The organism is Paeniglutamicibacter sulfureus, from assembly GCF_030512175.1.
Lineage (GTDB): Bacteria > Actinomycetota > Actinomycetes > Actinomycetales > Micrococcaceae > Paeniglutamicibacter > Paeniglutamicibacter sulfureus.
Genome location: NZ_JAULBL010000001.1, coordinates 26807 through 51335, shown reverse-complemented (window position 1 = coordinate 51335; position 24529 = coordinate 26807). Strand labels below are relative to the sequence as shown.

General features: G+C 64.4%; 22 protein-coding genes. 20 read left to right on the top strand and 2 right to left on the bottom strand.

The window, feature by feature from the left end; genetic code table 11:
• Nucleotides 1-41: 41 nt before the first annotated feature.
• Nucleotides 42-1580, bottom strand: a complete 1539-nt coding sequence (locus Q2T94_RS00225) for a LysM peptidoglycan-binding domain-containing protein (RefSeq protein WP_302262451.1) — start codon at nt 1578-1580, stop codon at nt 42-44.
• 200 nt (nt 1581-1780) lie between these two features.
• Here Q2T94_RS00225 and Q2T94_RS00220 point away from each other — a divergent pair, with 200 nt between their 5' ends.
• The gene (locus Q2T94_RS00220; protein ID WP_264270693.1) at nt 1781-2137 is read left to right on the top strand and encodes an Rv2175c family DNA-binding protein; all 357 of its coding nucleotides are present in this window, start codon (nt 1781-1783) and stop codon (nt 2135-2137) included.
• A gap of 111 nt (nt 2138-2248) precedes the next feature.
• On the opposite strand, the gene Q2T94_RS00215 is transcribed toward Q2T94_RS00220, so the two are convergent.
• Nucleotides 2249-3355: a polyprenyl synthetase family protein gene (locus tag Q2T94_RS00215; protein WP_302262450.1), complete on the bottom strand. Its 1107-nt coding sequence runs from the start codon at nt 3353-3355 to the stop codon at nt 2249-2251.
• Between Q2T94_RS00215 and dinB the strand changes: the two genes are divergently transcribed.
• The 19 genes from dinB to Q2T94_RS00120 all read left to right on the top strand — a co-directional run bounded on the left by dinB (nt 3354) and on the right by Q2T94_RS00120 (nt 24520).
• On the top strand, nt 3354-4658 hold the full coding sequence (gene dinB, locus Q2T94_RS00210) for a DNA polymerase IV (RefSeq protein WP_367281511.1): 1305 nt from the start codon (nt 3354-3356) through the stop codon (nt 4656-4658). The two genes, Q2T94_RS00215 and dinB, sit on opposite strands and share 2 nt — an antisense overlap.
• Before the next feature lie 174 nt (nt 4659-4832).
• The gene (locus Q2T94_RS00205; RefSeq protein WP_264270592.1) at nt 4833-5207 is read left to right on the top strand and encodes an SCO2097 family morphological protein; all 375 of its coding nucleotides are present in this window, start codon (nt 4833-4835) and stop codon (nt 5205-5207) included.
• Nucleotides 5208-5788: 581 nt separating this feature from the next.
• Nucleotides 5789-6217, top strand: a complete 429-nt coding sequence (mraZ, locus tag Q2T94_RS00200; protein WP_264270687.1) for a division/cell wall cluster transcriptional repressor MraZ — start codon at nt 5789-5791, stop codon at nt 6215-6217.
• A gap of 171 nt (nt 6218-6388) precedes the next feature.
• Nucleotides 6389-7384: a 16S rRNA (cytosine(1402)-N(4))-methyltransferase RsmH gene (gene rsmH / locus Q2T94_RS00195; protein ID WP_302262449.1), complete on the top strand. Its 996-nt coding sequence runs from the start codon at nt 6389-6391 to the stop codon at nt 7382-7384.
• A gap of 2 nt (nt 7385-7386) precedes the next feature.
• Nucleotides 7387-8118 carry a cell division protein FtsL gene (gene ftsL, locus Q2T94_RS00190; RefSeq protein WP_302262448.1) on the top strand — a complete coding sequence of 244 codons (732 nt, stop codon included), beginning with the start codon at nt 7387-7389 and terminating at the stop codon, nt 8116-8118.
• Nucleotides 8119-8193: 75 nt separating this feature from the next.
• The gene (locus tag Q2T94_RS00185; RefSeq protein ID WP_302262447.1) at nt 8194-10026 is read left to right on the top strand and encodes a peptidoglycan D,D-transpeptidase FtsI family protein; all 1833 of its coding nucleotides are present in this window, start codon (nt 8194-8196) and stop codon (nt 10024-10026) included.
• Nucleotides 10026-11654, top strand: a complete 1629-nt coding sequence (locus Q2T94_RS00180) for a UDP-N-acetylmuramoyl-L-alanyl-D-glutamate--2,6-diaminopimelate ligase (RefSeq protein ID WP_302262446.1) — start codon at nt 10026-10028, stop codon at nt 11652-11654. Before Q2T94_RS00185 ends, Q2T94_RS00180 begins: the two co-directional genes overlap by 1 nt.
• Nucleotides 11655-11667: 13 nt before the next feature.
• Complete coding sequence (locus Q2T94_RS00175; RefSeq protein ID WP_302262445.1) at nt 11668-13146, top strand: UDP-N-acetylmuramoyl-tripeptide--D-alanyl-D-alanine ligase; 1479 nt, start codon at nt 11668-11670, stop codon at nt 13144-13146.
• Nucleotides 13143-14246 (top strand): phospho-N-acetylmuramoyl-pentapeptide-transferase, encoded by a 1104-nt coding sequence (mraY, locus tag Q2T94_RS00170; RefSeq protein WP_264270598.1) that lies wholly within the window; start codon nt 13143-13145, stop codon nt 14244-14246. Before Q2T94_RS00175 ends, mraY begins: the two co-directional genes overlap by 4 nt.
• Nucleotides 14228-15772, top strand: coding sequence for a UDP-N-acetylmuramoyl-L-alanine--D-glutamate ligase (murD, locus tag Q2T94_RS00165; RefSeq protein ID WP_302262443.1), 1545 nt, complete (start codon nt 14228-14230; stop codon nt 15770-15772). Before mraY ends, murD begins: the two co-directional genes overlap by 19 nt.
• Before the next feature lie 9 nt (nt 15773-15781).
• Nucleotides 15782-17074, top strand: coding sequence for a putative lipid II flippase FtsW (gene ftsW, locus Q2T94_RS00160; protein ID WP_264270600.1), 1293 nt, complete (start codon nt 15782-15784; stop codon nt 17072-17074).
• Nucleotides 17075-17118: 44 nt separating this feature from the next.
• A complete protein-coding gene (gene murG / locus Q2T94_RS00155) occupies nt 17119-18249 on the top strand; it encodes an undecaprenyldiphospho-muramoylpentapeptide beta-N-acetylglucosaminyltransferase (RefSeq protein WP_264270601.1) in 1131 nt (376 codons plus the stop codon).
• A 5-nt stretch (nt 18250-18254) separates the two neighbouring features.
• Nucleotides 18255-19655: a UDP-N-acetylmuramate--L-alanine ligase gene (murC, locus tag Q2T94_RS00150; RefSeq protein ID WP_302262442.1), complete on the top strand. Its 1401-nt coding sequence runs from the start codon at nt 18255-18257 to the stop codon at nt 19653-19655.
• A complete protein-coding gene (locus Q2T94_RS00145; protein ID WP_302262441.1) occupies nt 19655-20410 on the top strand; it encodes a cell division protein FtsQ/DivIB in 756 nt (251 codons plus the stop codon). Before murC ends, Q2T94_RS00145 begins: the two co-directional genes overlap by 1 nt.
• A 199-nt stretch (nt 20411-20609) precedes the next feature.
• Nucleotides 20610-21794 (top strand): cell division protein FtsZ, encoded by a 1185-nt coding sequence (gene ftsZ / locus Q2T94_RS00140; protein ID WP_302262440.1) that lies wholly within the window; start codon nt 20610-20612, stop codon nt 21792-21794.
• A gap of 37 nt (nt 21795-21831) precedes the next feature.
• Nucleotides 21832-22563 (top strand): peptidoglycan editing factor PgeF, encoded by a 732-nt coding sequence (gene pgeF / locus Q2T94_RS00135; RefSeq protein ID WP_302262439.1) that lies wholly within the window; start codon nt 21832-21834, stop codon nt 22561-22563.
• 189 nt (nt 22564-22752) lie between these two features.
• Nucleotides 22753-23286: a cell division protein SepF gene (locus Q2T94_RS00130; RefSeq protein ID WP_264270606.1), complete on the top strand. Its 534-nt coding sequence runs from the start codon at nt 22753-22755 to the stop codon at nt 23284-23286.
• Between the two features lie 21 nt (nt 23287-23307).
• Nucleotides 23308-23610: a YggT family protein gene (locus tag Q2T94_RS00125; protein WP_264270607.1), complete on the top strand. Its 303-nt coding sequence runs from the start codon at nt 23308-23310 to the stop codon at nt 23608-23610.
• Between the two features lie 217 nt (nt 23611-23827).
• Entirely contained in the window at nt 23828-24520 is a 693-nt protein-coding gene (locus tag Q2T94_RS00120; protein ID WP_264270608.1) for a DivIVA domain-containing protein, read from the top strand.
• Nucleotides 24521-24529: the final 9 nt, after the last annotated feature.

Genomic DNA, 24529 nt, shown 5'->3' with positions numbered 1-24529 from the left:
TCCGAGGGAACCGGGCCACACCCGTCTTACTGACCCGAAGGCTAGTTGAACTTGTTCCGATGGGCCATGACGCTGGCCACGTAGTTCTTGGTGTCGGCGTACATGCCATTGCGTTTTACGCCGGTGGCACCCTGGTAGTAGTAGGCGATGCCCATTTCCATGGACGGCGCGTTGCGCTGGTGCGAGCGAATGATCGCCACACCGGCGGTGACGTTGTCTTGCGGGTTGAGAAGGTCGAGCTGGCGTCCAACCAGTCCCTCTGCCCATTCGCCGGCCGACGGGATGACCTGCATGACGCCCACGGCGTTTGCCGGGGAGACCGCATTCATGTTGAATCCGGATTCCTGGAAGGCGTGTGCCATGGCCAGCGCCGGATCGACACCCATCTGCCGGGCGGTGCTGGCGATCATCGACTGCATGGCTGCAGGGGATGGAAGGTCCCGGGAAAGCAGCTCGCGCTTGTTGTCGTTCGCCGAACCCACCACGTCCGACTTGTAGGTGCGGCCCAGGAAGGAGTTGCCTACCAACGGCTTGGAGCTGGTGGGGTTGACGCCGGAGGACTGCGGGGCGGCGGAGCCGCCGCTGTTGACCTTCAGGGTCCGGCCGATCTTCAGCACGGTCGAGTAGGTGAGACCCGGGTTCAACCGCAGGATGGTGTTCAGCGGCGTCCCGGACTTCAAGGCAATGTGCCCGAGGGTGTCGCCGGAAACCACCTTGTAGCTGGAGCCGCCGGACTGGGACTTGGGCGCGGAGGGCGCAGCCGCCCTGGACGGCGAAGACGAAGCGGAAGAGGATGAGCCGCTGATCTTCAACTTGTCACCGGGACGGATGATGTCGCCGTTCGACAAGTTGTTCAGCTTCATGAAGGCGGAGACCGACATGTTGTGCCGGATCGCGATCATGGAGGGGCTGTCGCCCGACTTGACGGTGTAGGTGCCCTGCGAGCCGCCGGAGTTGGCGCTCGGAGCAGCCTTGGCAGAGCCTGTGGAACCGGTTGATCCAAAGCGAAGCGTCTGGTTGACGTAGATGGTGTCGTTGGCAGGGTTGCCGGCAGCGGTGCGCACCGCGGAGAGGGACACGCCGAGCTTCCTGGCGATCGATCCCATGACATCGCCCTGGGCAACCTTGTAGGTCTGCGCCTTGGCGGACGACCCATTGCTGTTGGACGAAGCCTTGGGTGACGACGCCTTTGAGGAGCCACCGCTCAGACGCAGGACTTGGCCGGGCTTGATCAGGTCGGAAGAGAGCTTGTTGAATTTCTTCAGGTCACTCACCGAGACGCCGGTGCGAGCGGCAAGATGGGAAAGGGTGTCGTTTTTCTTGACAGTTGCGGTTCCACCCTTTTTTGCGAGGGGGATAACCGATCCGGGAACGTGGGCCGCGACCAAGTGAGCGCTGATCCGTGCCTCTGCAGCCTTCACCATCGCCGGGGTGGCGAGCTTCGGCTGGAGGGCGTCACGGGTGGGCAAGGGTGCCGCCTGGGCCGGGATTGCTAGGGAACCAAGGACCACCGCCGGGATTGCCGCCGTGGCGACGGCGCTGCCAAGGGCTCTGACGCGATTGTTATGTGCAAGGGACATGGAGCGATCCTTTGGGTTGGGGCAAGGACGAATCGTTCGGTCGCAATTGAACGCACACGACTGTGGCCTATGTGCGTTATGTGACTCATGGTGCGGTTGTGACTATTGTGAATTTACACCACGACATGGCAATTGTGAAAGATCCCACGACGAAATCATTCATATGGCTCCAGAATGACGCGCACATGTGGCACGCTGGAATGGTGAGCAATCTTGAGAATCTTGTGGCCGAATGGCTGCCCCTGCCCGACCTGGCCGAAGCACTGGACGTTTCCATCAAACGAGTCCATAGCCTGATCGATGAGCGCGCAATCATTGCCGTTCGAGTGGGGGAGCGCAACATCCGCAGTGTCCCCGCTGCCTTCCTCCTTGACGGGGCCATTGTCGACAGCCTCAAGGGCACGATCTCGGTGCTCAAGGACTCGGGCTACGAAGACCACGAGCTCCTGGTGTGGCTTTTCACCCCGGACGAGTCGTTGAACGGGACTCCCATGGATGCACTGCGGGCAGGACGCAAGACCGAAATCCGTCGTCGCGCCCAGGCTCTGAGCTGGTAGCCAGAGCAAGACGTCAGGTGTTTGCCCAACGCACAGACACTGCACCAAAGGCGAAGGTCCCTTCCGGAGAAACCGGGGAGGGACCTTCGCCTTTGGTTTACCTGGGCCCTTCTAAGAGGTGCGGCGAATCGCCGCCAGGCCGAGGGTCCGAAGCCCGTGGCGGGCCAAGGTCCCGACAGTGAGTTCCTCCAGGGCGGAAAAGCCCTGCTCGGAAAGGTCGGCAATCGACGATTCTGTAGCCGCCAACGCACCGCAGGACTCCAGCAAAGCACTCATGCGCGAGACCTCGCCGTCCTGCAGGTCGTCTGCCCCAAGCCGCGACTGGATGAATGCCTGGTCCGACTCGGAGGCCAGGGTCAGCGCGTGGGCGATGATCTCGGTGCGCTTGCCCTCGCGCAGGTCATCGCCCGCGGGCTTGCCCGTGATTGCGGGGTCCCCGAACACGCCCAGGACATCGTCGCGCAGCTGGAATGCCTCGCCCAAAGGCAGCGCAAACCGGGAGTACTGCTCCAAGAGTTCCGCGGGCGCCCCGGCCAGCGCGCCTCCGAGCAGCGTCGGGTTCTCCACGGAGTACTTCGCCGACTTGTACCGCACAATGGTCCGTGCCCTCTTGACGGCATCCGCGGGTCCGTAGGAGGGGCCGGCGGATTCCTCCAGGACATCCAGGTACTGTCCGGCCATGACTTGGGCACGCATGCGGTCGAAGATCGTCCGCGCCTCGGGAACCGAGGGGCTGATCGTGGCGAAAAGCTGTTCACTGAGCGACAGGCACAGGTCCCCGGCCAGGATCGAGGCGGCCTCGCCGAATCGCGAGGCATCGCGCTGCCATCCAGAGGCGCGGTGCAGGGATTCGAAGCGGCGGTGGATGCTGGGTTGGCCCCGCCGCGTGTCGGAGCGGTCAATGAGGTCGTCGTGGATCAACGCGGCGGCCTGGAAGAGCTCAATGGCCGCTCCGGCCTGCACGATGTCATCGGCTTCGGCGTCGCCGCCCGCGCCCAGGTATCCCCAGAAGGCAAAAAGCGGCCGGAGGCGCTTGCCGCCGCGTGTCAGATCGTCGATGGCGATGACGATTTCGGCGGCCGCCGGGGCAATGTCCGAGATGACTTCATGTTGTTCTGCCAGGAAGGTCGAGAGCAATGTCTCGAGCCGATCCGAGAAGTCTGCGGAAAGTAACCGTGCCTGTTCGGGGTCGGAAGTGTCCGCAGCAAAAAGTGTCATGTTTCCCATCCATAGATCGCACAGCGTCGTTATTCCCTTAACTCTAGCCGGGCCACCGGCTCCCATCGGATTGTCGGCCAAGTTGGCTAGACTTCACTCCATGGCTCAGGGCAAGGCACGCGCGATACTTCACGTCGACATGGATGCTTTTTTCGTGTCGGTTGAGCTGTTAAGCCGACCCGAGCTGGTGGGACAGCAGGTGATCGTGGGTTTTCCGGGGGAACGCTCCGTCGTTCTCTCGGCCTCCTATGAATGCCGGGCCCTGGGGGTGAAATCGGCAATGCCGATGGCCGTGGCCATGCGGATGGCGCCGCGTGCTGTCGTCATCAAACCAACCCATTCGTTGTATTCGGAGTACTCCGCCCGGATCATGGAGATTTTCCACCAGGTCACACCCCTGGTGGAGCAAGTGAGCGTCGATGAGGCCTTTCTGGACGTGACAGGCAGCATCAGGCGCCTTGGGCCTCCAGAGGCCATCGGCCAGATGATTCGTGTGCGGCTGCGCACCGAGCTCGGATTGCCGGCGAGCGTGGGCCTTGCCGCCTCGAAATTCGTGGCCAAGGTCGCCTCCACCGGCGCCAAGCCCGATGGCATGCTGGTGATCCGCCCCGATCAAACGCTGTCCTACCTGCATTCCCTGCCGGTGGGGGTGTTGTGGGGAGTGGGCGCCAAGACCGCCGTCGTGCTGCGGGAAATGGGCATCAGCACAGTAGCCCAGCTGGCCCAGACTCCCCAAGATACGCTCAGCAGGCGGCTTGGGGCCACGGGTGTCCACCTTCACGACTTGGCCTGGGGGCTGGACGATCGTCCGGTGGAGAGCGAACGCGAGGAAAAAAGCATCGGCGCCGAAGAGACCTTCGCGGTGGACCTGTGGGATGAGGCGGTATTGCACCGCGAAATACTGCATCTCGGGCATCGCGTCGCAGCGCGACTCCGCCAGGCCGAGAAAGTGGCAGGGGTGGTGGCGTTGAAGCTGCGCTACAGCGACTTTTCCACGCTGTCACGCAGCCGCACGCTTCCGGTGCCAAGCAACGCCGCCGGTGACCTCGTGGCGGCTGCCGAAGGCCTTCTGGAGAAACTCGGCACACGGCCTCAAGCAGTAAGACTCGTGGGCATCCGGGCGGAGAAGCTGGGCAACGCCGGTGGCGGAATGCAATTGAGTATTGATCCGCGCGATGACAACTGGAGACAGGCCGAGGCAACCATGGACTTGGTCCGCTCCCGGTTCCCGGCAGGTGCCCTTCGGCCGGCATCCCTGCTGGATCACGGGCAAAAAGAGCAAAAACCTGAGCGGCCATCGTGACTTATTCGCCGCGAGTCTGCCCAGAGACGAATCCTGACTACCTAATTAGCGAGTTTCAGGACTATTCTGGAAGTAGAAGTTGGCCAGCCGAATTGGCGGGAACATTGCCGGGGCTTACAACGTTCAAGTAGGTAAAGGCGAGAGCCGGGACCGTGGAGTGAAGGGGAAGAGACGATGCCACTTTCCGAGCATGAGCAACGTCTTCTGGAGCAGCTGGAAAAGCAGCTACATGAAGACCATCGCTTCGCGTCGACGATGAAATCCGCGTCGACGGCGGGGAACTATTCAACGCGCAACCTGGCTTTGGGTGCGTTGATCGGCATCGTTGGGCTTGGTGTGCTGATCTATGGCGTTTCAAGCCAGCTGATCATCGTTGGCGTCTTGGGGTTCATCGTCATGTTTGGCGGAGTGTACCTGGCCCTTTCGCGCAAGGGCGGCACCAAGAAGAGCGGCGCGACCGGCGCCTCAAAGCTTCCGCAGAAACCGGGATTCATGAGTGACCTGGAAAACAAGTGGGAACAGCGAAAGCGTGACGAGCACGGTTCCTAGACCTCGCCCATCGGAGCCCTGACGCTCCGCCACAATCGTTCGACCAAGGCTCCGCACCAAAGCGCGGGGCCTTGGTCTTTTTAATGCCCCGTGATGGCAGTCGAAGGCCTGGGCAGGGGCGCGAGTCCACTGGTGGCCCGACACTGCCCGGGACTTAAGGGAATAGCCGTGAGGCTTGGAGGACCGACGACGCGCCGAGTATGGCCAATCGACGTAAATTCTTTTTCCGGGCACGCTTTTGCCCTCCGCGAGGGCTGTCCCGTTTTCCTCCACTTTCCCCCACGTCCACCTGCCACTTCCCTCCACATCGCTCCCCGAACCCTCGAAACACCTTGTAAATCCTCATATTTTCGAAAACGCGACTGTGTCGGCCATCACGCGAAGTTTTCTGGGAGTTTGATCTGAATAAAAACCCCTCCACTCGACTCGCCACTAGAAAAGCCCGAAAAATCAACAGTTTTCGTTCGGTTTACAGGCCAAAATGCCGAAACGGTCGTTGACAGTGGAGGGTTGTGGAGTAAAGTGGAGCGAAATAGAGGGGAATGGAGCAAGATGCTTCTTTCAACCGGGAGGCGGTCTGTATGTTCCTTGGAACGTATACACCGCGCCTCGATGAGAAAGGGCGATTAATCCTCCCGGCCAAGTATCGCGATGAATTAGCCAATGGTTTGGTTCTGACTCGTGGCCAGGAACGCTGCATATACGTCTTTAGTCAACGTGAGTTTGAGAAGCAGCATGAGCAAATGAGCCAGGCTCCGATCTCGTCACGCCAGGCAAGGGACTATGCGCGTGTTTTTCTCTCTGGTGCTTCGGATGAATTACCAGACAAGCAGGGACGGGTCACCATTCCGTCCATGCTTCGTTCATATGCGGGGCTGGACCGCGAGGTCACAGTGATCGGCGCGGGCAACCGGGTCGAGATTTGGGATTCCTCCTCATGGAATTCCTACCTCGAACAACAGGAGGACGTGTTCTCCGAAACGGATGACGAAGTACTTCCGGGATCCTAGCCACCTCACGGTGGCTGAAGGCCCGAAAGTGGCTTGGATGAGATCTCCAGCCGCCCGCAAAACGTGCATCCTGACTCCACTTCCCCGGAGTCAGGCTGGGCGGCCGCGGGTCGGAGGGGGATCTGATCCCAGCCAACACCTAAGCACAACGCCCACGCGAAAGGGGGAGCGGTGAATTTAGACGGAGCCGCAGAGCGACCCGCCTCGGAACGCCATGTTCCAGTACTGCTCGATCGATGCGTAGGGCTCTTGGAGCCGGGGATTGAAGCCGGCATTGCCGCGCGCGGCCTGGCCGTGGTCGTGGACTGCACCTTGGGCATGGGGGGCCACTCGGAGGCACTGCTGCAACGGTTCCCCGACGTCCACCTGATCGGGCTTGATCGTGACGAGCAGGCTTTGGCCCTGGCTGGCGCGCGACTGGAACCCTACGCAAATCGCACGGACCTCGTACATGCCATCTACGACGAGATCGCCGATGTCGTTGCCGATCTCGGGTTCGACGGGGTCGACGGCGTGCTCTTTGACCTCGGTGTCTCCTCCCTGCAACTTGACGAAAGGGAGCGCGGCTTCGCGTACTCCTACGATGCGCCGCTGGACATGCGCATGGACACCTCGCGCGGCCCCACGGCCGCCGACATCGTGAACGAATACAGCGAAGCGGAATTGGTGCGGATCATCAGGGCCTGGGGCGAGGAAAAATTCGCCGGACGTATCGCCTCGGCGATCGCAGAGGCCCGCAAGGTGAAACCCTTCAGCACCACTGAGGAGCTGGTGGCAGCCATTCGCTCCGTCGTGCCGGCCGCCGCCGCCCGCACCGGGGGGCATCCTGCCAAACGAACCTTCCAGGCCCTTCGAATCGAAGTCAACGAAGAGCTTGACGTGTTGGATCGGGCCATTCCGGCAGCGATGGATTCCCTTCACATAGGAGGCAGGGTCGTGGTGATGAGTTACCACTCCCTGGAGGACAAGATCACGAAGCGGCACTTCGCCTCGAGATCCAAGTCCTCGGCACCGGCGGGCTTCCCCGTCGAGCTGGAAGAACACAAGGCGCAATTCAAGGTCCTGACACGAGGAACCGAGAAGCCCACTGACCAAGAAATCGCAGAAAACTCACGCGCAGCCTCAGCTAAGCTGCGGGCCGTGGAACGCATCCTGAAGAGGAGCTGAAAATGAGCAACCGGACACCCAGCCGCGTACGTTCTCGCGTCGTCGAGCTTCCAGCCACTCAGGGTGCCAATGCGCTCAGCCACGCCCCCCAACCGATACCGGCCACGCGACCCCAGGAACCTGCCGCCAAGCGCCGCACAACGCTTTCGGTGGTTCCGGCACTTGGTTCAAAGCGTCGGGTCCCGTTCATCGTCTCGATCTTCGTGCTGGTCATCGCCTCGGTGGTGGCCGTGCTCCTGATCAACGTGTACATCGCCAACGGCCAATACACCGCAGTTGAATTGCGCTCCCAGGAGCGGTCCCTCTCACAGGAAAACGAGGCATTGCGCCAGGAAGCCCTGTATCTCGGAGCACCTCAGGTAGTCGCCAAGAAGGCGGCAGACCTGGGCATGGTCAAGCCCGGGACGCCCGCGGCCATCAATCTGGAAACCGGAAAGGTCAGCGGAACCGCAACGCCCGCCGAGAAGCCAGGCAAGGACGCCTCGCCGAAAGCAGGCGTGCTCAAGGCACCGGCGAAGCCGGCGGCCCCCGTGGAGAAGAAGGCCCCGGTCAAGGCTGCCCAGCCGACTGCCCCGGCCGTGGCTCCGGATACCGCAGCCGACAACTGGAACGCACCGAAGACCACGGCCTCGGAAGCTCCTGCGACGACCGACGGTTCCCGCCCGGACTTCTCCAAGACCGAGCTCAACGGCGGAACCATCCCGGCACCGAGCCTTAAGACCCCGGGACAATAGGGGTACATCGATTTCCGGCCATCCCCGGAACATGACAAGCACCACCCCGCCCACCCGGTATGAGCTGAGGACCGAATGCCCAAGAAATCCCCGTCCAACACCGGAACGACCCATCCGCGCCTGCGCATGGTCGTGGTCTTCGCCCTGGTCCTGCTTCTGCTCATTGGCGGCCGGCTGTTCTTCGTCCAGTCACTCAACGCCAAGGCCGTGGCAGCCGACGCGGTCAAGAACCGCACCCGGGTCCAGGAAACCCAGCCCAAGCGCGGACAGATCCTCGACACCACGGGGACGATCCTGGCCACCAGTGTCGATCGCTATGACCTGGTCATCGACCAACGCAAGGTGGATGCGAACAAGCCGATCGTGCGCAACAAGCCCTCCGGCGGTGCCACGCGCGAAAAGGTCACGATTGAACAGGCCGTGGGCGAACTGGCCGTAATCCTTGACCAGGACATCGATACCGTGCGCACCGCGATTGTCGGGGATCCCGGGGCCAAAAAGAACGCCTATTCCGTCGTGGCCAAGGGCGTAACCCCCGAGGTGCGCAATGCGGTCATGGAACTTCGCATCCCCACGCTGACGGGCCAGCTCCGCAGCGAACGGCAGTACCCCAACGGCGTTGTGGCCGGGCCACTGCTGGGTTTCGTGAGGAATTCCGAGGACCAGCAATCCCACAACGGCGCCGAAGGCCTGGAACTGAGCCAAAATGACCGCCTGAAGGGGACAGCGGGAACCCGCACCTACGAGATCGGTGCGGACGGCGTACGGATTCCGGTGGCGGAAATGACCGAGGTGCCCGCCGTCGACGGCCAGGACATCAAGCTCACCATCGACAGTGACATCAACTTCATCGCCCAGGAAGAGGCCCTGAAGAAGCAAGAGCAGTTCAACGCCGACTGGGTCTCGGTCATCGTCACCGAAGTGAAAACGGGACGGATCATTGCCATTGGGGACTCAAACCAAATGGACCCCAACGACCCCAGCGCCACCGAGGGGCGCTTCCGCACCTCGGCATCGATCACCCAGGCCTTTGAGCCTGGTTCCACCGGCAAGGTCCCGACGTTTGCGGCGGCCCTCGAGGAGGGCGTGGTCAAGCCCACCGACGCCTTCAAGGTCCCCAACGCGTACACCATCAACAAGGAAACCATCAACGACTCGTTGAAGCACTCCACCTACGACATGACCGCCGCGGGGATCTTCGCCCGCTCCTACAACACCGGCACGGTCATGATCGGCAACAAGATGAGCAATGAGACGCGTCACGCCTACATGAAAAAACTCGGCCTGGGCGAGGCCATCGACATTGGCCTTACCGGGGCCAGCAAGGGCATCCTCGCCGAGCCGCAGGACTGGGAGCGGCGCCAGCAGTACGCGACCATGTTCGGCCAGGCCTACACGCAGACGGCACTGCACACCGCGCAGATCACCCAGACGGTTGCCAACGGCGGCGTGCGCATCTACCCGACGCTGATCGATTCCTATATCAATCCGGACGGCACCATCGAGAAGCCCGCCGCACCCAAGAGCAAGCGGGTGTTCTCGGAAAAGACGTCGAAGGAAATGCTCCGGATGATGGAGACAGTGGTCATGGAGGGCACCGGCACTAAGATGGCTGTGTCCGGTTACCGCGTTGGCGGAAAATCGGGCACCGGCCAGGCTGCCGGCCCCAACGGCGGATACGACGGGTACACCAACTCGTTTGCCGGGGTCGCTCCGCTGGAGGACCCCGAGATCGCCGTCGTGGTCACCATGTACCGGCCCAAGGGCAACTGGAAGTCATGGACGGTCGGCGATACCTTTAGTGAAGTAATGGGCAAGACCCTGAACGCCTACAATGTTGCACCGAGCAATTCGAAGCCCAACGGGTACGACGTGTTCATCGGTTCCGAACAAAAGAAATCCTGGTAATGCCTCAAGCCCTCACCCCCCGCTCGGCGGAAGCCCTGCTGCGTCCGCTGGACAAAAGCACCACGACGTTGACAGCAATGCTCGAATACCTGCACGAAACCGGGCGGGGTGCGAACATCATCGGAGACGGCGGGGCCACGGTCACCGGGATCTGCCTGGATTCGCGCGCCGTCCAGCCCGGGGACATCTATGTTGCCGCCCCCGGCGCCCGCTTCCACGGCGCACAATTCGCCCAGGCCGCCGTGGAGACCGGTGCAGCCGCGATCCTGACCGACATCGAAGGCGAAGACGCCGCGTCGACAGCCGGGGTGCCGGTGCTGCTGGTGGAACAGGTCCGCGAAGTCATTGGCGAACTCTCCGCACTGGTCTACGGAACCGACGAAGCCTGTCCCGAACTCTTCGGACTGACCGGGACCAACGGCAAGACGACCACCAGCTACATGATTCGCTCGGTGCTGCGTGCCCTGGGTCGAGAGACCGGCCTAGTGGGCACCATCGAGATCGCCGCCGGCGATACGCCGATTCCCAGCATCCTCACCACCCCTGAGGCCCCCCAGCTGCACGGACTGATGGCCCGCATGCGGGAACTCGGTGTCGAGGCAGCCACCATGGAGGTCTCGTCCCATTCCCTGTCCTACCGGCGGGTCGACGGGCTGCGGTTCGCGGTCTCCGGATTCACCAACCTCACCCAGGACCACCTGGACCTGCACGGCTCGATGCAGGAGTATTTCGAGACCAAGGCGCTGCTCTTCGACCTGGAACGCAGCGACCGCGCCGTGATCATGGTCGATGACAGCTGGGGCTTGGAGATGGCCCGGCAGGCCACGGCCGAGGTCTGGACCCTGGCCAGCGACCCCGCGACGCCCGGTGCCGACTGGGTCATCGACAACGTCGTTCCGGCCGGCCTGGGCCACCGGTTCCAGCTGCGTGGACCCGATGGGACAGTCATCGAGACGGCCACGGGCCTGCCGGGGGACTTCAACGTCTCCAACGCCGCCCTGGCCGTCCTGATGGTCCTGGCCTCCGGGGTCGACCCTGCCCGGCTGCAGGAGGCCCTGGACCGGGCCAACCCACTCACCGTCGAGGTGCCGGGGCGCATGCAGGTCATCGCCGAGGCCCCGGCCTCCATCGTTGACTTCGCCCACAACCCCGATGCCCTGGCCCGCGCCCTGTCCTCGGTGCGCTCGGCCGAGCCCGGATCCCGCGTGATCGTGGTCTTCGGGGCCACCGGTGAACGCGACGCGACCAAGCGCCCGATCATGGGCGCCGTCGCCGCCCAACACGCAGACGTGGTCATTGTCACTGATGACGACCCGCACTCCGAGGACCCGGCACCCATCAGGGCCGCGGTGGCCGCCGGTGCCCGCGCCGAAATCCAGGCCCACGGCCTGCTGAGCGAAGTTCGCGAGATCCATCCGCGCGCGGCGGCAATTGCTGCGGCCGTTGCCATGGCGGGGGAGCGGGACACGATCCTGGTGGCCGGACGAGGGCACGAGGTCTTCCAGGAGGTCATGGGCGTGAACCTCGAACTTGACGACCGCGAGGAACTGCGCCGGGCACTGCTGGCCCACGGCTTCAGCCCCCTGGCGCCGGCTTCCGATTCCTTCGATCCCACGGATGAAGGGTAAAGTCCTACTTGCCATGATTGAACTACTTTCCGCCGAAATCGCCGAAATCACCGGCGGGCGACTCACCTCAACGGCTAGCGCCGACACTCCCATCCTCGGAGTCGACACCGACTCGCGCAATTGCGAAACCGGCTGGCTCTTCGTAGCCAAGCCGGGGGAGTCCTCCGACGGGCACCACTTCATCGACGCTGCCATCGGCCAGGGTGCCGTGCTGGCCCTGGCCGAGCGTGAAACCCAGTCCGCCGACGGTGCCGTGCACCCGGCGATCATCGTCCCCGACGCCATCATTGCGATGGGGCAGATCGCCGCCGCCATCGTCGAGCGGCTCAAGGCGGCCAACGGGCTGCGCGTGGTGGGCATCACCGGTTCGGCCGGCAAGACCACCACCAAGGACCTGCTCGCCGCGTTGCTGGCCAACCTGGGCCCGACGATCGCGCCGGTGGGCTCGTACAACGGCGAGGTCGGCGTCCCGCTGACGGTCTTCCGCGCCACCGCCGAGACCAAGTACCTGATCATGGAAATGGGTGCCACCGGCATCGGCCACATCCGCTACCTCACCGACATGGTCCACCCCGAGGTCGGGGTGGTCCTGGGCGTCGGCTCGGCCCACGCCGGGGAATTCGGCGGCATCGAGAACATTGCCAAGGCCAAGGGCGAGATGGTCGAGGCACTGCCCGCCACCGGGCTCGCCGTGCTGAACCACGACGACAACCTCGTGGCCCCGATGCACACCCGCACCGTGGCCCCGGTCCGCCCCTTTGGCGTGCAGCGCACCGCCGGTGAGACCGGGGCCGGTGTCTGGGCCCGGGACCTGGACGTCGACGCCGACGGCCACCCGGTGTTCACGCTGGTCGCCGCCGATTCCTCGACGCACCAGGTCACCTCCGGGCTCATCGGGCGCCACCACGTGGCCAATATCCTGGCCGCCGCCGCCGTGGCCGAATACCTGGGCCTGGAACCGGCGAAAATCGCCGCGACCCTCCAGGGCCTGGGCCCGAGCAGCCGCTGGCGCATGGAACGCATCGAACGGGCCGACGGGGTGAGCATCATCAATGACGCCTACAACGCCAACCCGGACTCCATGCGTGTAGCACTGCGCACGCTGGCCGAACTCGGCCTGCCCGACGCACAGGGCAACGCCCGGCGCACCTGGGCCGTGCTGGGCGAAATGCTCGAACTCGGCGAGGACTCCCGCCACGAACACGACATGCTCGGGCGCATCGCGGTGCGCATGAATATCAAGAAACTGCTCGTCGTGGGGCGCGGGGCCAAGCTAGCCTACAATTCCGCGGTGCTCGAGGGCAGCTGGGGCGACGAGGCGTACTACGTCGAGGACACCAAGGCCGCCGCACGGATCCTGAACGAGAACCTGCTTCCCGGGGACATCGTGCTCTTCAAGTCCTCCAACGGCTCGGGGCTCCGGCACCTGGGCGATCAAATTGCCGAAACTACCAGCGGTTCTTCCGCCGCAAAGGAGGGCTCGGCGCAGTGATTGCTCTAATCATGGGATCCGGCATTGCCTTGATCTTCACAATGGTCACCATGCCATTGTTCATCCGCATGCTCACCGTCAGACAGTATGGCCAGGTGGTCCGCGACGACGGACCCACCAGCCACGCCACCAAGTCCGGCACCCCCACCATGGGCGGGGTCATCATCATCGCGGCGGTGATCCTCAGCTACTTTGCGACCCACGGGTTGCTGGCACTGATGGGCAGGCCCTCCTCGGGGATCTCGGCCAGCGGACTACTGGTCCTGCTGCTCTTCGCCGGCATGGGCCTGGTCGGATTCCTGGACGACTTCATCAAGATCGCCAAGAAACGCTCCCTGGGCCTGCGGGCCTGGCAGAAGATCGTGCTGCAGGCGGCGGTGGGCATCGGCTTCGCCGTGCTGTCGCTGAACTTCCCCAACGAACACGGGCTGACCCCCGCCTCGACGGCGATCTCCTTCCTGCGCGACACCAACGTCGACCTGGCCTTCGCCGGACCGCTGCTCGGGCTGATCCTCTTCGTGCTGTGGTCAAACCTGATCGTCACCGCAACCACCAACGGCGTGAACCTCACCGACGGCCTGGACGGGCTGGCCACCGGCGCCGCCATCATGGTCTTCGGCGCGTACACCATCATCGGGATCTGGCAGCAGAACCAGGCCTGCGGGCTCGATGCTGCATCCAACGTCTGCTACACCGTCCGCGACCCCATGGACCTCGCGCTGCTGGGCGCAATCCTCTGCGGGGCCCTGATCGGCTTCCTGTGGTGGAACGCCAAGCCCGCGAAGATCTTCATGGGAGACACCGGGTCGCTGGCCATCGGCGGCGCCATTGCCGCCTTCGCGATCCTTTCCCGCACGCAGATCCTGCTGCTGGTGCTGGCAGGGCTCTTCGTCATTATCTCGCTCTCGGTGATCATCCAGGTCGGGTTCTTCAAGCTCTCCGGCGGCAAGCGCGTCTTCAGGATGGCCCCGCTGCAGCACCACTTCGAACTCGCCGGCTGGGCCGAGGAGAACGTCGTGGTCAGGTTCTGGATCCTCGGCGGGCTCTTCGTGGCCGCCGGCCTGGGCATCTTCTACTCCGAATGGGTCGTGGCCCTGTGACACACGCCAACCTGGACCACCTCACCCGCTGGGAATCGGACTGGGCCGACCTGCGCGTCGTGGTGGCGGGCCTGGGCCTGTCCGGCTTCTCCGCAGCCGACACCCTGATCGAACTCGGTGCCAAGGTCGTCGTCATCGACGGCGCCGACACCGAGGTCAACCGTTCGCGGGCCGACACCCTGAAGATCGTCGGCGCCGCCGACGTGTTCCTGGGCGCCGGGCACACCGACGAGCTGCCGATGATCGACGGCCAGGCCCCGCAATTGCTCATAGCCTCCCCGGGCTGGAACCCGCGCCAACCCATGCTTGCCGCAGCAGCCGAGGCCGGCATCGAGATCTGGGGCGACGTGGAGCTTGCCTGGCGGGTGCGCGAGAAGGAAGGGCGCAAGCTCGCCGAGTGGGTCGTCATCACCGGCACCAACGGCAAGACCACCACGGTGGGAATGACCGAGTCGATCCTCAAGGCCGCGGGCCTGCGCGCCATCGCCGCCGGCAACGTCGGCACCCCCATCCTGGACGCGATCCGCGACCCGGAGGGTTTCGACGTGATCGCCGTGGAGCTCTCCTCCTTCCAGCTGCACTTCACCCACAGCATCTCCCCACTGGCCTCGGTGGTGCTGAACATCGCCGAGGACCACGTGGACTGGCACGGCGGCTTCGGGAACTACAAGGCCGACAAGGCCAAGATCTACGAACGCACCAGGATCGCCGCGATCTACAACGCCGACGAGCCGGTCGTGGAGGCCATGGTCGAAAACGCGGACGTCATCGAGGGCTGCCGCGCCATCGGCTTCACCACCGGTGTCCCGTCGCTGAGCATGGTCGGGGTCGTCGAGGACCTGCTGGTGGACCGCGCCTTCATCGAGGACCGCAGGAACTCCGCCGCCGAACTGATCGCCCTGGACCAGATCGGCGAGGTGGTGCCCCGGCACACGGCCGCCAATGCCGCAGCGGCCGCCGCACTGGCACGGGCCTGCGGAGTCGAACCCGCCGCCGTGGCAGCGGGCCTGGCCGGGTTCGATCCCGGCGACCACCGCATCCAGGCCGTGGCGCGCCGCGACGACGTACTGTGGATCAACGACTCAAAGGCCACCAACCCGCATGCTGCAGGTGCCTCGCTGGGCGCCTTCTCCTCGGTGGTGTGGATCGCCGGAGGGCTTTCCAAGGGCGTGGAGTACGACGAATTGGTATCGGCCCATGCCAAGCGGCTGAAAGCCGTCGTGGTGATCGGCACCGACACCGCCACGCTGCTTCAGGCCCTTGAACGACACGCACCACAGGTGCCGGTGATCATGGCGCAGGTGCGGGAAACTGGTGTGCAAGGCGGTGCCGGCTCGGCCGGATCCGCCGCCGGCTGGGCCGTGATGTCCCAGGCCGTCAAGGCGGCCGCCGGCATCGCCAAGGCCGGGGACACCGTGCTCATGGCCCCGGCGGCGGCATCAATGGACCAATTTTCCTCATACGCACAACGCGGCAATGCCTTCATCGACGCGGTCCGTGCGCTCATGGGGGACGACCCCAGGTAAGGAGCAGTCGTGAGCGGCACATCCCGCACGCCACGGGGCAATAGCGCCAAGGCCGGCACGCCGGGCCCGCAGCGCGGCCGAGGCCGGGAACCGCGTGGACTGGCAAAGTGGTTCACCCGCATCGAGGATCCCTCGTTGCGTGGTGCCCAGATCAACTACTACGTCGTGCTGGGCACCACGCTGGCCCTGACCTTCATGGGCCTGATCATGGTGCTTTCGTCCTCCTCGGTGGAAGCCATCGCCCGGAACCAGTCGGCCTTCGAGGCCTTCTTCAAGCAATCGCTGTGGGCGCTGGTCGGCGTCGTCGCCCTGGCGTGCATGCAGCTGATTTCCCTGCCGACGCTGAAGCGGCTGGCCTGGCCGGCCCTCGGGGCGGCCGGGCTGCTGCTGGTGCTGGTGCTGCTCATCGGCCAGGAAATCTATGGCAACAAGAACTGGATCCTCATCGGGCCGTTCTCGATCCAACCCTCCGAATTCGCCAAGGCCGCCCTCGCCCTGTGGGGCGCCTGGGTGGTGGAGCGCAAGGCCAAGCTCATGGACCAGTGGAAGCATGCTGTCGTCCCGCTGCTGATGCCCTTCGGGCTGCTCATCGTCGGCCTGGTCCTGCTGGGCAGGGACCTGGGCACCGCGCTGATCCTGCTGCTGGTACTGGCCGTGGTGATGTTTGTGGGAGGCGCCAAGGCCAAGCTCTTTGGCATCGCCGGCCTGATAGGACTTGTCGGAATCGCGGGAATGGTGATCCTGGCCCCCAACCGCATGGGCCGGATCCTGGCCTGGCTCCACATTGCCTGCGGCGACGGCCCCCAGGACTACTGCTACCAGGCCGAACAGGGGCTCTTCGCCCTGGCCTCCGGCGGCTGGTTCGGCGTCGGCCTGGGCCAGTCAAGGCAGAAGTGGTCGCACATCCCGGAGGCGCAGAACGACTTCATCTTCGCCGTCCTCGGGGAGGAAATGGGCCTGTTGGGCACCATGTTCGTGATCGTGCTCTACGGGATGCTGGCCGTGGCCATGTACCGCATCGCGGTGCGCACCGGGACCATCTTCGGGCGCGTTGCCATCAGCGGCATCATGGCATGGCTCATCGGCCAGGCCTTCGTCAACATCGGCATGGTCACCGGCCTGCTGCCGGTCATCGGAGTCCCGCTGCCCTTCATCTCCTCCGGCGGCTCGGCCCTGCTTGCCGCGTTCCTGGGCATCGGGGTGGTACTGTCCTTTGCCCGGGAACAACGCGTTAGACTGCAACCGGCCGGAACCCCGCGCGGCCTGGCCGCCATGTTCGCGAAGGCCCGCTCGGCCAAGTAGTCCGCCCGAAACACCGACTTGTGGAAAGTAGTACACCAAACCCCATGACTGAGCCATTACGCGTGGTGATCGCCGGCGGCGGAACGGCCGGACACATCACCCCCATGATTGCCATTGCCGACGCCCTGCGCGCCGCGGACCCAAATACGCAGATCACCGCGGTGGGCACGGCCAGCGGCCTGGAGACCAGGCTGGTGCCCGAGGCCGGGTACGAGCTGCGCACCATCGCCAAGGTCCCGATGCCTCGCCGTCCGTCCCTTGACCTGCTCAAGCTGCCCTTGCGCTTCCGCGCCGCAATCAAGGCCGCCGGCGCGATCCTTGACGACACCGGCGCCCAGGCGGTGCTTGGGGTCGGCGGCTACGTCTGCACCCCGGTGTACCTGGCGGCGAGGAAGCGCAAGCTGCCGGTCTTCATCCACGAGGCCAACGCCCGCGCCGGGCTGGCCAACAAGGTCGGCGCCCGCTTCGCCGCCGGCGTCGGGACGGCCTTCAACGGCACCGGGCTTCCCGGTGCGAAGGTGGTCGGCATGCCGATGCGCGGATTCGTTGCCACCATGGACAGGGCGGCCCAGCGGGAACCTGCACGCCGCGCCCTGGGTCTTACCGGGGACGCCCCGGCGCTGGTGGTCACCGGCGGTTCCTCCGGGGCCGCCTCGATCAATGCGACCATAGCCGCCGGCCTGCCCCAATTGGCCGATGCCGGAGTGCAGGTGCTGCACATCACCGGCCGCGGCAAGGTGGTGCTTGACGCCGCCGGCAACCCGTTGTCGGCACCGGGCTACCGGCAGGTCGAGTACGTGGATTCCATGGACCAGGCGTACGCCGCCGCAGACCTCATGGTCGCCCGCTCGGGGGCCGGAACGGTGTGCGAGCTGGCGGTGGCCGGCACCCCCTCGGTGCTCGTCCCGCTGCCCATCGGCAACGGCGAGCAGCGCCTGAACGCCTCCGACCTCGTCGCCGCCGGCGGCGCGCTGGTCGTTGACAACGCCGACTTCACCACCGACTACCTGGCCACGACGCTGCTGCCGCTGCTGCGGGACCCGCAGGCGCTTGCCGCCATGGGCGCAGCCGCCAAGGCACAGGGGCGCGCCGACGCGGCCCAGGTCATGGCATCGATGATCCGCGAATCGCTCGGCCACGCAGGGCCGCAACAGACCGCCAACACGGGAAGCTAAGGGACATGCAGGAACAAAACACACTTGCGACACTGGGCAACGTCCACCTGCTGGGCATCGGCGGGGTGGGGGTCTCGGCCGTTGCCAGGCTCATGCTGGCCCGCGGCCTGACGGTCTCGGGAACCGATGCCAAGGACCTGCCGGTGCTCGATGACCTGCGCGAGGCAGGTGCCCGGATCAACGTGGGCTACGCCGCGTCCAATCTCGGGGATGCCGACACCGTGGTCGTTTCCTCAATCATCAAGGACGGCAACCCGGAGTACGACGAGGCTGTCGCCCGCGGACTGCGCATCCTGCACCGCTCCGAGGGCCTTGCCGCGACCATGGAGGGACACCGGGTCATCACCGTGGCAGGGACCCACGGCAAGACGACCACGACCTCGCTGGTCGCCTTCATGCTGCGAGAGGCCGGCATCTCCCCGACCTTCGCCATTGGCGCCAACATCGCCTCGCTGGGCGTGAACGCCGAATACGGGCAGGGCCGGGTGTTCGTGGCCGAGGCCGACGAATCGGACGCTTCGTTCCTGAACTACGCCCCCGATGTCGCTGTGGTCACCAACATCGAGGCCGACCACCTTGACCACTACGGAAGCGTCGAAGCCGTGCACCGCGCCTTCTACGACTTCGCCTGCCTGCTTCCCGACTCGGGACTGCTGATCTGCTGTGCCGACGATCCCGGCTCCCTGGCCCTGGCCGTACGAATGCGCCGCGAGCGTCCGGAGCTGCGCGTGCAGACCTACGGCTTCGCCGAGGTCGCGGACCGCCGGTTGAGCGACGCGAAGCCCGTCGGATTGCGCTTTGCCTGCACCCTGGAGTGGGGCAGCGGGGAAACCGCCGCGCTGGAACTGGCAGTTCCCGGAAACCACAATCTGCTCAATGCCGCCGCAGCATTCGCCGTGGGCCTTGACTGCGGGCTGGAACCCGAAGCCGCCGTGGCCGGGCTTGGCGCCTTCACCGGTGCCGCTCGCCGCTTCGACTTCCGCGGCGAGGCCGGGGGAGTGCGGGTCTTTGACGATTACGCCCACCACCCCACCGAGGTGACGGCGGCACTGCGCGCGGCGCGGGCGGTCGCCGGCGACGGAGCCGTGCACGTCTTGTTCCAGCCGCACCTCTTTTCCCGCACCAAGGAGTTCCACCGCGAGTTCGCCGAGGCGCTCTCCCTGGCCGATTCCGCGTACGTACTGGAGATCTACCCGGCACGGGAAACCCCGATTCCCGGGGTGACCAGCGAATTGCTGACGCGCGAGCTGAATACCGCCGGGCGACTGGTGTCCATGGCTGAGGCCGCCGAGGTGCTCGCCTCCGTCGCGGCCCCCGGGGACGTGGTCATGACCATCGGTGCCGGTGACGTCACCGAGCAGGCGGGTGCCATCGTGGCCGCGCTGGAAAAACGTCTGGGCAGCTGATGGCGGGCAAGGCCGGGTCCGGGCAGGGCCCGAACAACGTCCTGGACCTGCCGCAGGACCCCGGGGCTCGCGCCAAAAAGCGTTGGATCATCGGCGCCTCGGTGGTCGCGGGCATGGTGGTGCTTCTTGTTTTGGTGCTGACGTATTCGCCGATCCTGGCGATCAAGTCGATCACCGTCTCGGGCAATTCGCTGGTCAGCGACAAGACCGTGCAAAAGGCCCTCGAGCCGCTTCACGGTATCCCGCTTTCGCGGGTCGGTACCGGCCGCGTCATGGAACTGTTGGACGGGCAGCCAGCGGTGAAGGACGCGATCGTCCAGGCTGAGGCACCGAACACGTTGCAGGTCCAGGTCGTCGAATTCGTCCCGGTGGCGGTGTTGTTGGAGGGCAAGAAACGCTCGTTGGTGGGGCCCGAGGGGCAGCTGCTGGCATCCCTGAAGGCCAAGGACAAGCCCAAGCTCCCCACGATCAGGTCCTCGAAGGTGACCAAGGACCCCAAGGTGTTTTCGATGCTCACCAGGGTTCTCTCGGAACTACCGGATAAGCTGTTGGCAAACGTGGACCACGCGACGGCCACCAGCAAGGACTTTGTTGAGCTCAAGCTCAACGACGGACAACTGGTGATTTGGGGCAACGACCAGGATTCGGCCCTCAAGACCAAGGTCTTGGAAGCCCTTTTGGCGGCCCCGAAAGACAAGAAGGCACCCATCAAGGTGTACGACATTTCCAGCCCGCAGCACCCGGTGGCCCGGTAACGGACCGCCAAGGGCCCGAATACAAGAAAAAACAACGACTTAGGGGCGACACGCGGCCTTGGTCGTTGCATGTACGAACTACGAAACATAGCGTTTTCATAGCGGTTGCTTGACATAACTATAACCTTCGAGTTGAGGGTTAACGTTGGTCCGGTTGAGCTTCCTCGGTCAGCAGCACATCGAACAAGGGAATCAGGACGTGGCAGCTCCACAGAACTACCTCGCCGTCATCAAGGTCGTCGGCATCGGCGGTGGCGGCGTCAACGCCGTCAACCGCATGATCGAAGTTGGCCTGCGAGGCGTTGAATTTATTGCAATCAACACGGATGCGCAGGCATTGCTCATGAGCGATGCCGACGTCAAGCTCGATGTGGGCCGCGAACTCACCCGTGGCCTGGGCGCCGGCGCCAACCCCGACGTGGGCCGCCAAGCGGCGGAGGACCACGCGGAGGAAATCGAGGAAGTGCTGCGCGGGGCCGACATGGTCTTCGTGACCGCGGGCGAAGGCGGCGGCACCGGCACCGGTGGCGCTCCGGTCATCGCACGCATCGCACGCGGGCTCGGCGCGCTGACCATTGGCGTGGTCACCCGTCCGTTCACCTTCGAGGGACGCCGCCGTGCGACCAGTGCCGAAAACGGCATCGAGGCGCTGCGCGACGAGGTCGACACCCTCATCGTCATCCCCAACGACCGACTGCTCTCGATCTCAGACCGCAACGTCTCGGTCCTGGACGCATTCCGCCAGGCCGACCAGGTGCTGCTCTCCGGTGTGCAGGGCATCACCGACCTGATCACCACCCCGGGCCTGATCAACCTCGACTTCGCGGACGTCAAGTCCGTGATGCAGGGTGCCGGTTCGGCGCTCATGGGCATCGGCTCGGCACGAGGCGAGGACCGCGCGGTCAAGGCCGCGGAGCTCGCCATCGCCTCCCCGCTGCTCGAGGCCTCCATCGACGGCGCCCACGGCGTCCTGCTGTCCATCCAGGGCGGCTCGGACCTCGGGTTGTTCGAGATCAACGAGGCGGCACGCCTCGTGCAGGAAGTGGCCCACCCGGAAGCCAACATCATCTTCGGCGCCGTCATTGACGACGCCCTGGGTGACGAGGCCCGCGTGACGGTCATCGCTGCTGGCTTCGACCAGGTCGATGCCACCAGTGCGCCGCAGACCCTGCAGCCGGCCGTACGCAACGCCCCCGCAGCACCGGCAGCGGCACCCGCCGCTCCCGCCGCTGCACCGGCCTCGCCCCAGGCGGCACCCCGCCGGGAAGAGGTCCACGCTGCCGTGGCAACCGTTGAACCGGGCTTCGAGGAACTTCCCGCCATTGTCGAGCCGGACCTCTCGGCCGCCAACGACGACCTGGACGTCCCCGACTTCCTGAAGTAAATCGGGCCGACGGCAGAAGGGAACCTTTCAAGCCACCATGTTGCGATACCAGTCACTGCTCGCCCCCGGCGTGCACATTGCATTCACATCCACGGCCGAAGGGAACCTTGCCTTCCACGTTCCTGATGATCGCGACGCCGTGCTGCTGCGGCGTCGCGATCTGGAGCGGGACCTGGGACTGGGGGAGAACCGGTTCAGCTACATGGACCAGATCCATTCGGCCACGGTGCTTGAAGTCACCGGGCCGCCGGAGAAATCCGGCATTCCCACCTGTGACGGTCTGTTCTCGGCCGACGCAACGCAACCGCTGGCCGTCATGGTGGCCGATTGCGTCCCCGTGGTCCTCGTGGGCGTCTCCGAACAGGGGCCGGTCACGGCTGTCGCGCACGCCGGACGACGCGGATTGCTCGACGGAATCCTGACCGAAACGGTGAAGCGCATGCGCTCGACCGGGGCGGAAGCCTTTGAGGCCTGGATCGGGCCGTCGATATGTGGCAGCTGCTATGAAGTCCCCGCCGACATGGCCGCCGATTCCGTGGCCCTGCGCCCCGGGATCGGTTCCACCACCAGCCGTGGCACCACCGGCCTGGATCTCCCGCGTGCAGCGGCTTCCGAACTGCGCGATCTGGGCGTAGCAGTCACCGAATCCGGGGCATGCACCCTGGAAGACGAGACCTACTTTTCCTACCGCCGCGACTACCGCACCGGACGACTGGCGGGATTGGTGTGGCAGGCAGCGGACCAGATGGTGTCCGGCTCACCTTCCTGAGTCTTCAACCCGCCGTCCAGTGGTCCGGAAACGGGTCCGCGGCCCGCGCGCTGAACGCCACATGGCGACACACCGCCCAAATCACGCCGATGTCCTCCGACACCGCCAAATGGTGCTGTAGCGTCGAGTTAGCGGAGAGATTTGCGGTTCGGTAGACCGCCGACCGCGCACGATCAAAAGGAGAAGACCATGGCTGGCGCATTGCGCAAGACAATGATCTACCTGGGACTCGCCGAAGGTGACGAGAACTTCGAGGCCGACAAGCACGACATTGAAGCGCGTGAAGAAGTGCGCGTTGTCGAGCCGGTCCGCGAAGAGCCGGTTGCCGCACAGCCAGCTCCGGTAGCACAAGTGGCACCCCGCCCTGTCACCGAAAACGAATACCGGGCTCCGGTAACACCCATCAAGCGCGCGCCTTCAGCACGGGACGAGGACTCTTCATTGCGTCAAATCACCACCGTTCATCCACGTTCTTACAATGACGCGAAAATCATTGGCGAGAACTTCCGTGATGGCATCCCAGTCATCATGAACGTCACGGACATGGGCGAAGCTGACGCCAAGCGCCTGGTCGATTTCTCGGCGGGGCTGGTTTTTGCCCTCCACGGCAGCATCGAGCGGGTCACCAACAAGGTGTTCCTGCTCTCGCCGTCGACGGTAGAGGTCCTGGGTGAGGACAAGAAACAGTCCGAAGACCAGGCAACCTTTTTCAACCAGAGCTAAGTTCAAGGGTTCGAAGGCATAGTGGAGCTTATTTTCGCGCTACTTTACGTAGTGCTGACGGTGCTGCAGGTCATGTTGCTGTTGCGCATAGTGCTTGACGTCACGGAGTCGTTTGCGCGCTCCTGGCGTCCGCGTGGACTGGCCCTGGTTGCGGTCTCGGTGATTGCCAAGACCACGGACCCTCCGATGCGCTGGTTGCGATCGCGCATAAAACCGCTGGATCTCGGCGGAATTCGCCTTGATTTGGCGTTCATTATTTTGTTCTTTGCGGTAATAGTGCTCAAGATTGTTGTCAACAATTTGGGCGTTGCCGCGGCTCAGTGATAGGCCTCCGCGGAGGTAAGAATTACGGTGCGACAAGGGTCAAGGCGAAGAATTTTCGGAACGAAAACTCGTTTCCTTTAGCCTTTACCGGTCCAGTCGTTATAGTGTTGTCACATTAGGCGCAACGACTGCACCGGGTTGCGCACCAATAAACGGTAAGTGTACTCGTGCCGCACTTCAGCGGTTCGAGGAGAGAACCAAGTATCGAGGTGACCAGATGGCTCTCACGCCAGAAGATGTAGTCAACAAGCGATTTCAGCCGACGAAGTTTCGTGAAGGCTACGATCAGGATGAAGTTGACGATTTCCTAGACGAAATCGTTGTCGAGCTACGTCGTCTGACGCAGGAGAACGACGAACTGCGTCGCCGCCTGTCGGAAGCCGGCATTAGCGAAGGCGAACAGGCCGTCCCAGCCCCTGTGGCAGCAGCCCCCGCGGCCAAGCCCGTCGAAGCGGAAAAGCCCAAGGAAGCCAAGGCGCCCGAGGTCAAGAAGGACGAGACCAAGGCTCCGGAAGCACCCAAGGCAGCAGAGCCGGCAAAGGCAGCAGCGGTGGCCCCCGCCGCCGCAGCTGCAGCCCCGGCTTCCACCGCCGAGTCCGCCGCCGGCGTCCTCGCCATGGCACAACGTCTGCACGACGAGTACGTCTCCGCAGGTGTTGAACAGCGTGACAAGATCATCGCCGAAGCCCAGCTCGAGGCAAACAGCCTCGTTTCCGAGGCCGAGGAGAAGAGCCGCAAGACCCTGTCGGCCCTGGAGCAGCAGAAGACTGTTCTGGAGCGCAAGGTCGAGCAGTTGCGTGGATTCGAGCGCGACTACCGCGCCCGCCTGAAGACCTACATCGAGGGTCAGCTGCGCGACCTCGAAGCCAAGGGTTCCATGGACACGGCAGAAGCCAAGGAAAACGGCTAATCTGCTTCA

Bases quoted from the DNA above. Each gene is read 5' to 3' on its own strand.
- Q2T94_RS00215 (WP_302262450.1), bottom strand. From the start codon at position 3,355: ATGACACTTTTTGCTGCGGACACTTCCGACCCCGAACAGGCACGGTTA.
- Q2T94_RS00225 (WP_302262451.1), bottom strand. From the start codon at position 1,580: ATGTCCCTTGCACATAACAATCGCGTCAGAGCCCTTGGCAGCGCCGTC.
- dinB (WP_367281511.1), top strand. From the start codon at position 3,354: ATGTTTCCCATCCATAGATCGCACAGCGTCGTTATTCCCTTAACTCTA.
- Q2T94_RS00120 (WP_264270608.1), top strand. From the start codon at position 23,828: ATGGCTCTCACGCCAGAAGATGTAGTCAACAAGCGATTTCAGCCGACG.
- ftsL (WP_302262448.1), top strand. From the start codon at position 7,387: ATGAGCAACCGGACACCCAGCCGCGTACGTTCTCGCGTCGTCGAGCTT.
- mraZ (WP_264270687.1), top strand. From the start codon at position 5,789: ATGTTCCTTGGAACGTATACACCGCGCCTCGATGAGAAAGGGCGATTA.
- Q2T94_RS00185 (WP_302262447.1), top strand. From the start codon at position 8,194: ATGCCCAAGAAATCCCCGTCCAACACCGGAACGACCCATCCGCGCCTG.
- murC (WP_302262442.1), top strand. From the start codon at position 18,255: ATGCAGGAACAAAACACACTTGCGACACTGGGCAACGTCCACCTGCTG.
- Q2T94_RS00130 (WP_264270606.1), top strand. From the start codon at position 22,753: ATGGCTGGCGCATTGCGCAAGACAATGATCTACCTGGGACTCGCCGAA.
- Q2T94_RS00180 (WP_302262446.1), top strand. From the start codon at position 10,026: ATGCCTCAAGCCCTCACCCCCCGCTCGGCGGAAGCCCTGCTGCGTCCG.
- Q2T94_RS00175 (WP_302262445.1), top strand. From the start codon at position 11,668: ATGATTGAACTACTTTCCGCCGAAATCGCCGAAATCACCGGCGGGCGA.
- pgeF (WP_302262439.1), top strand. From the start codon at position 21,832: ATGTTGCGATACCAGTCACTGCTCGCCCCCGGCGTGCACATTGCATTC.
- Q2T94_RS00220 (WP_264270693.1), top strand. From the start codon at position 1,781: ATGGTGAGCAATCTTGAGAATCTTGTGGCCGAATGGCTGCCCCTGCCC.
- Q2T94_RS00205 (WP_264270592.1), top strand. From the start codon at position 4,833: ATGCCACTTTCCGAGCATGAGCAACGTCTTCTGGAGCAGCTGGAAAAG.
- murD (WP_302262443.1), top strand. From the start codon at position 14,228: ATGGGTCGTGGCCCTGTGACACACGCCAACCTGGACCACCTCACCCGC.
- murG (WP_264270601.1), top strand. From the start codon at position 17,119: ATGACTGAGCCATTACGCGTGGTGATCGCCGGCGGCGGAACGGCCGGA.
- Q2T94_RS00145 (WP_302262441.1), top strand. From the start codon at position 19,655: ATGGCGGGCAAGGCCGGGTCCGGGCAGGGCCCGAACAACGTCCTGGAC.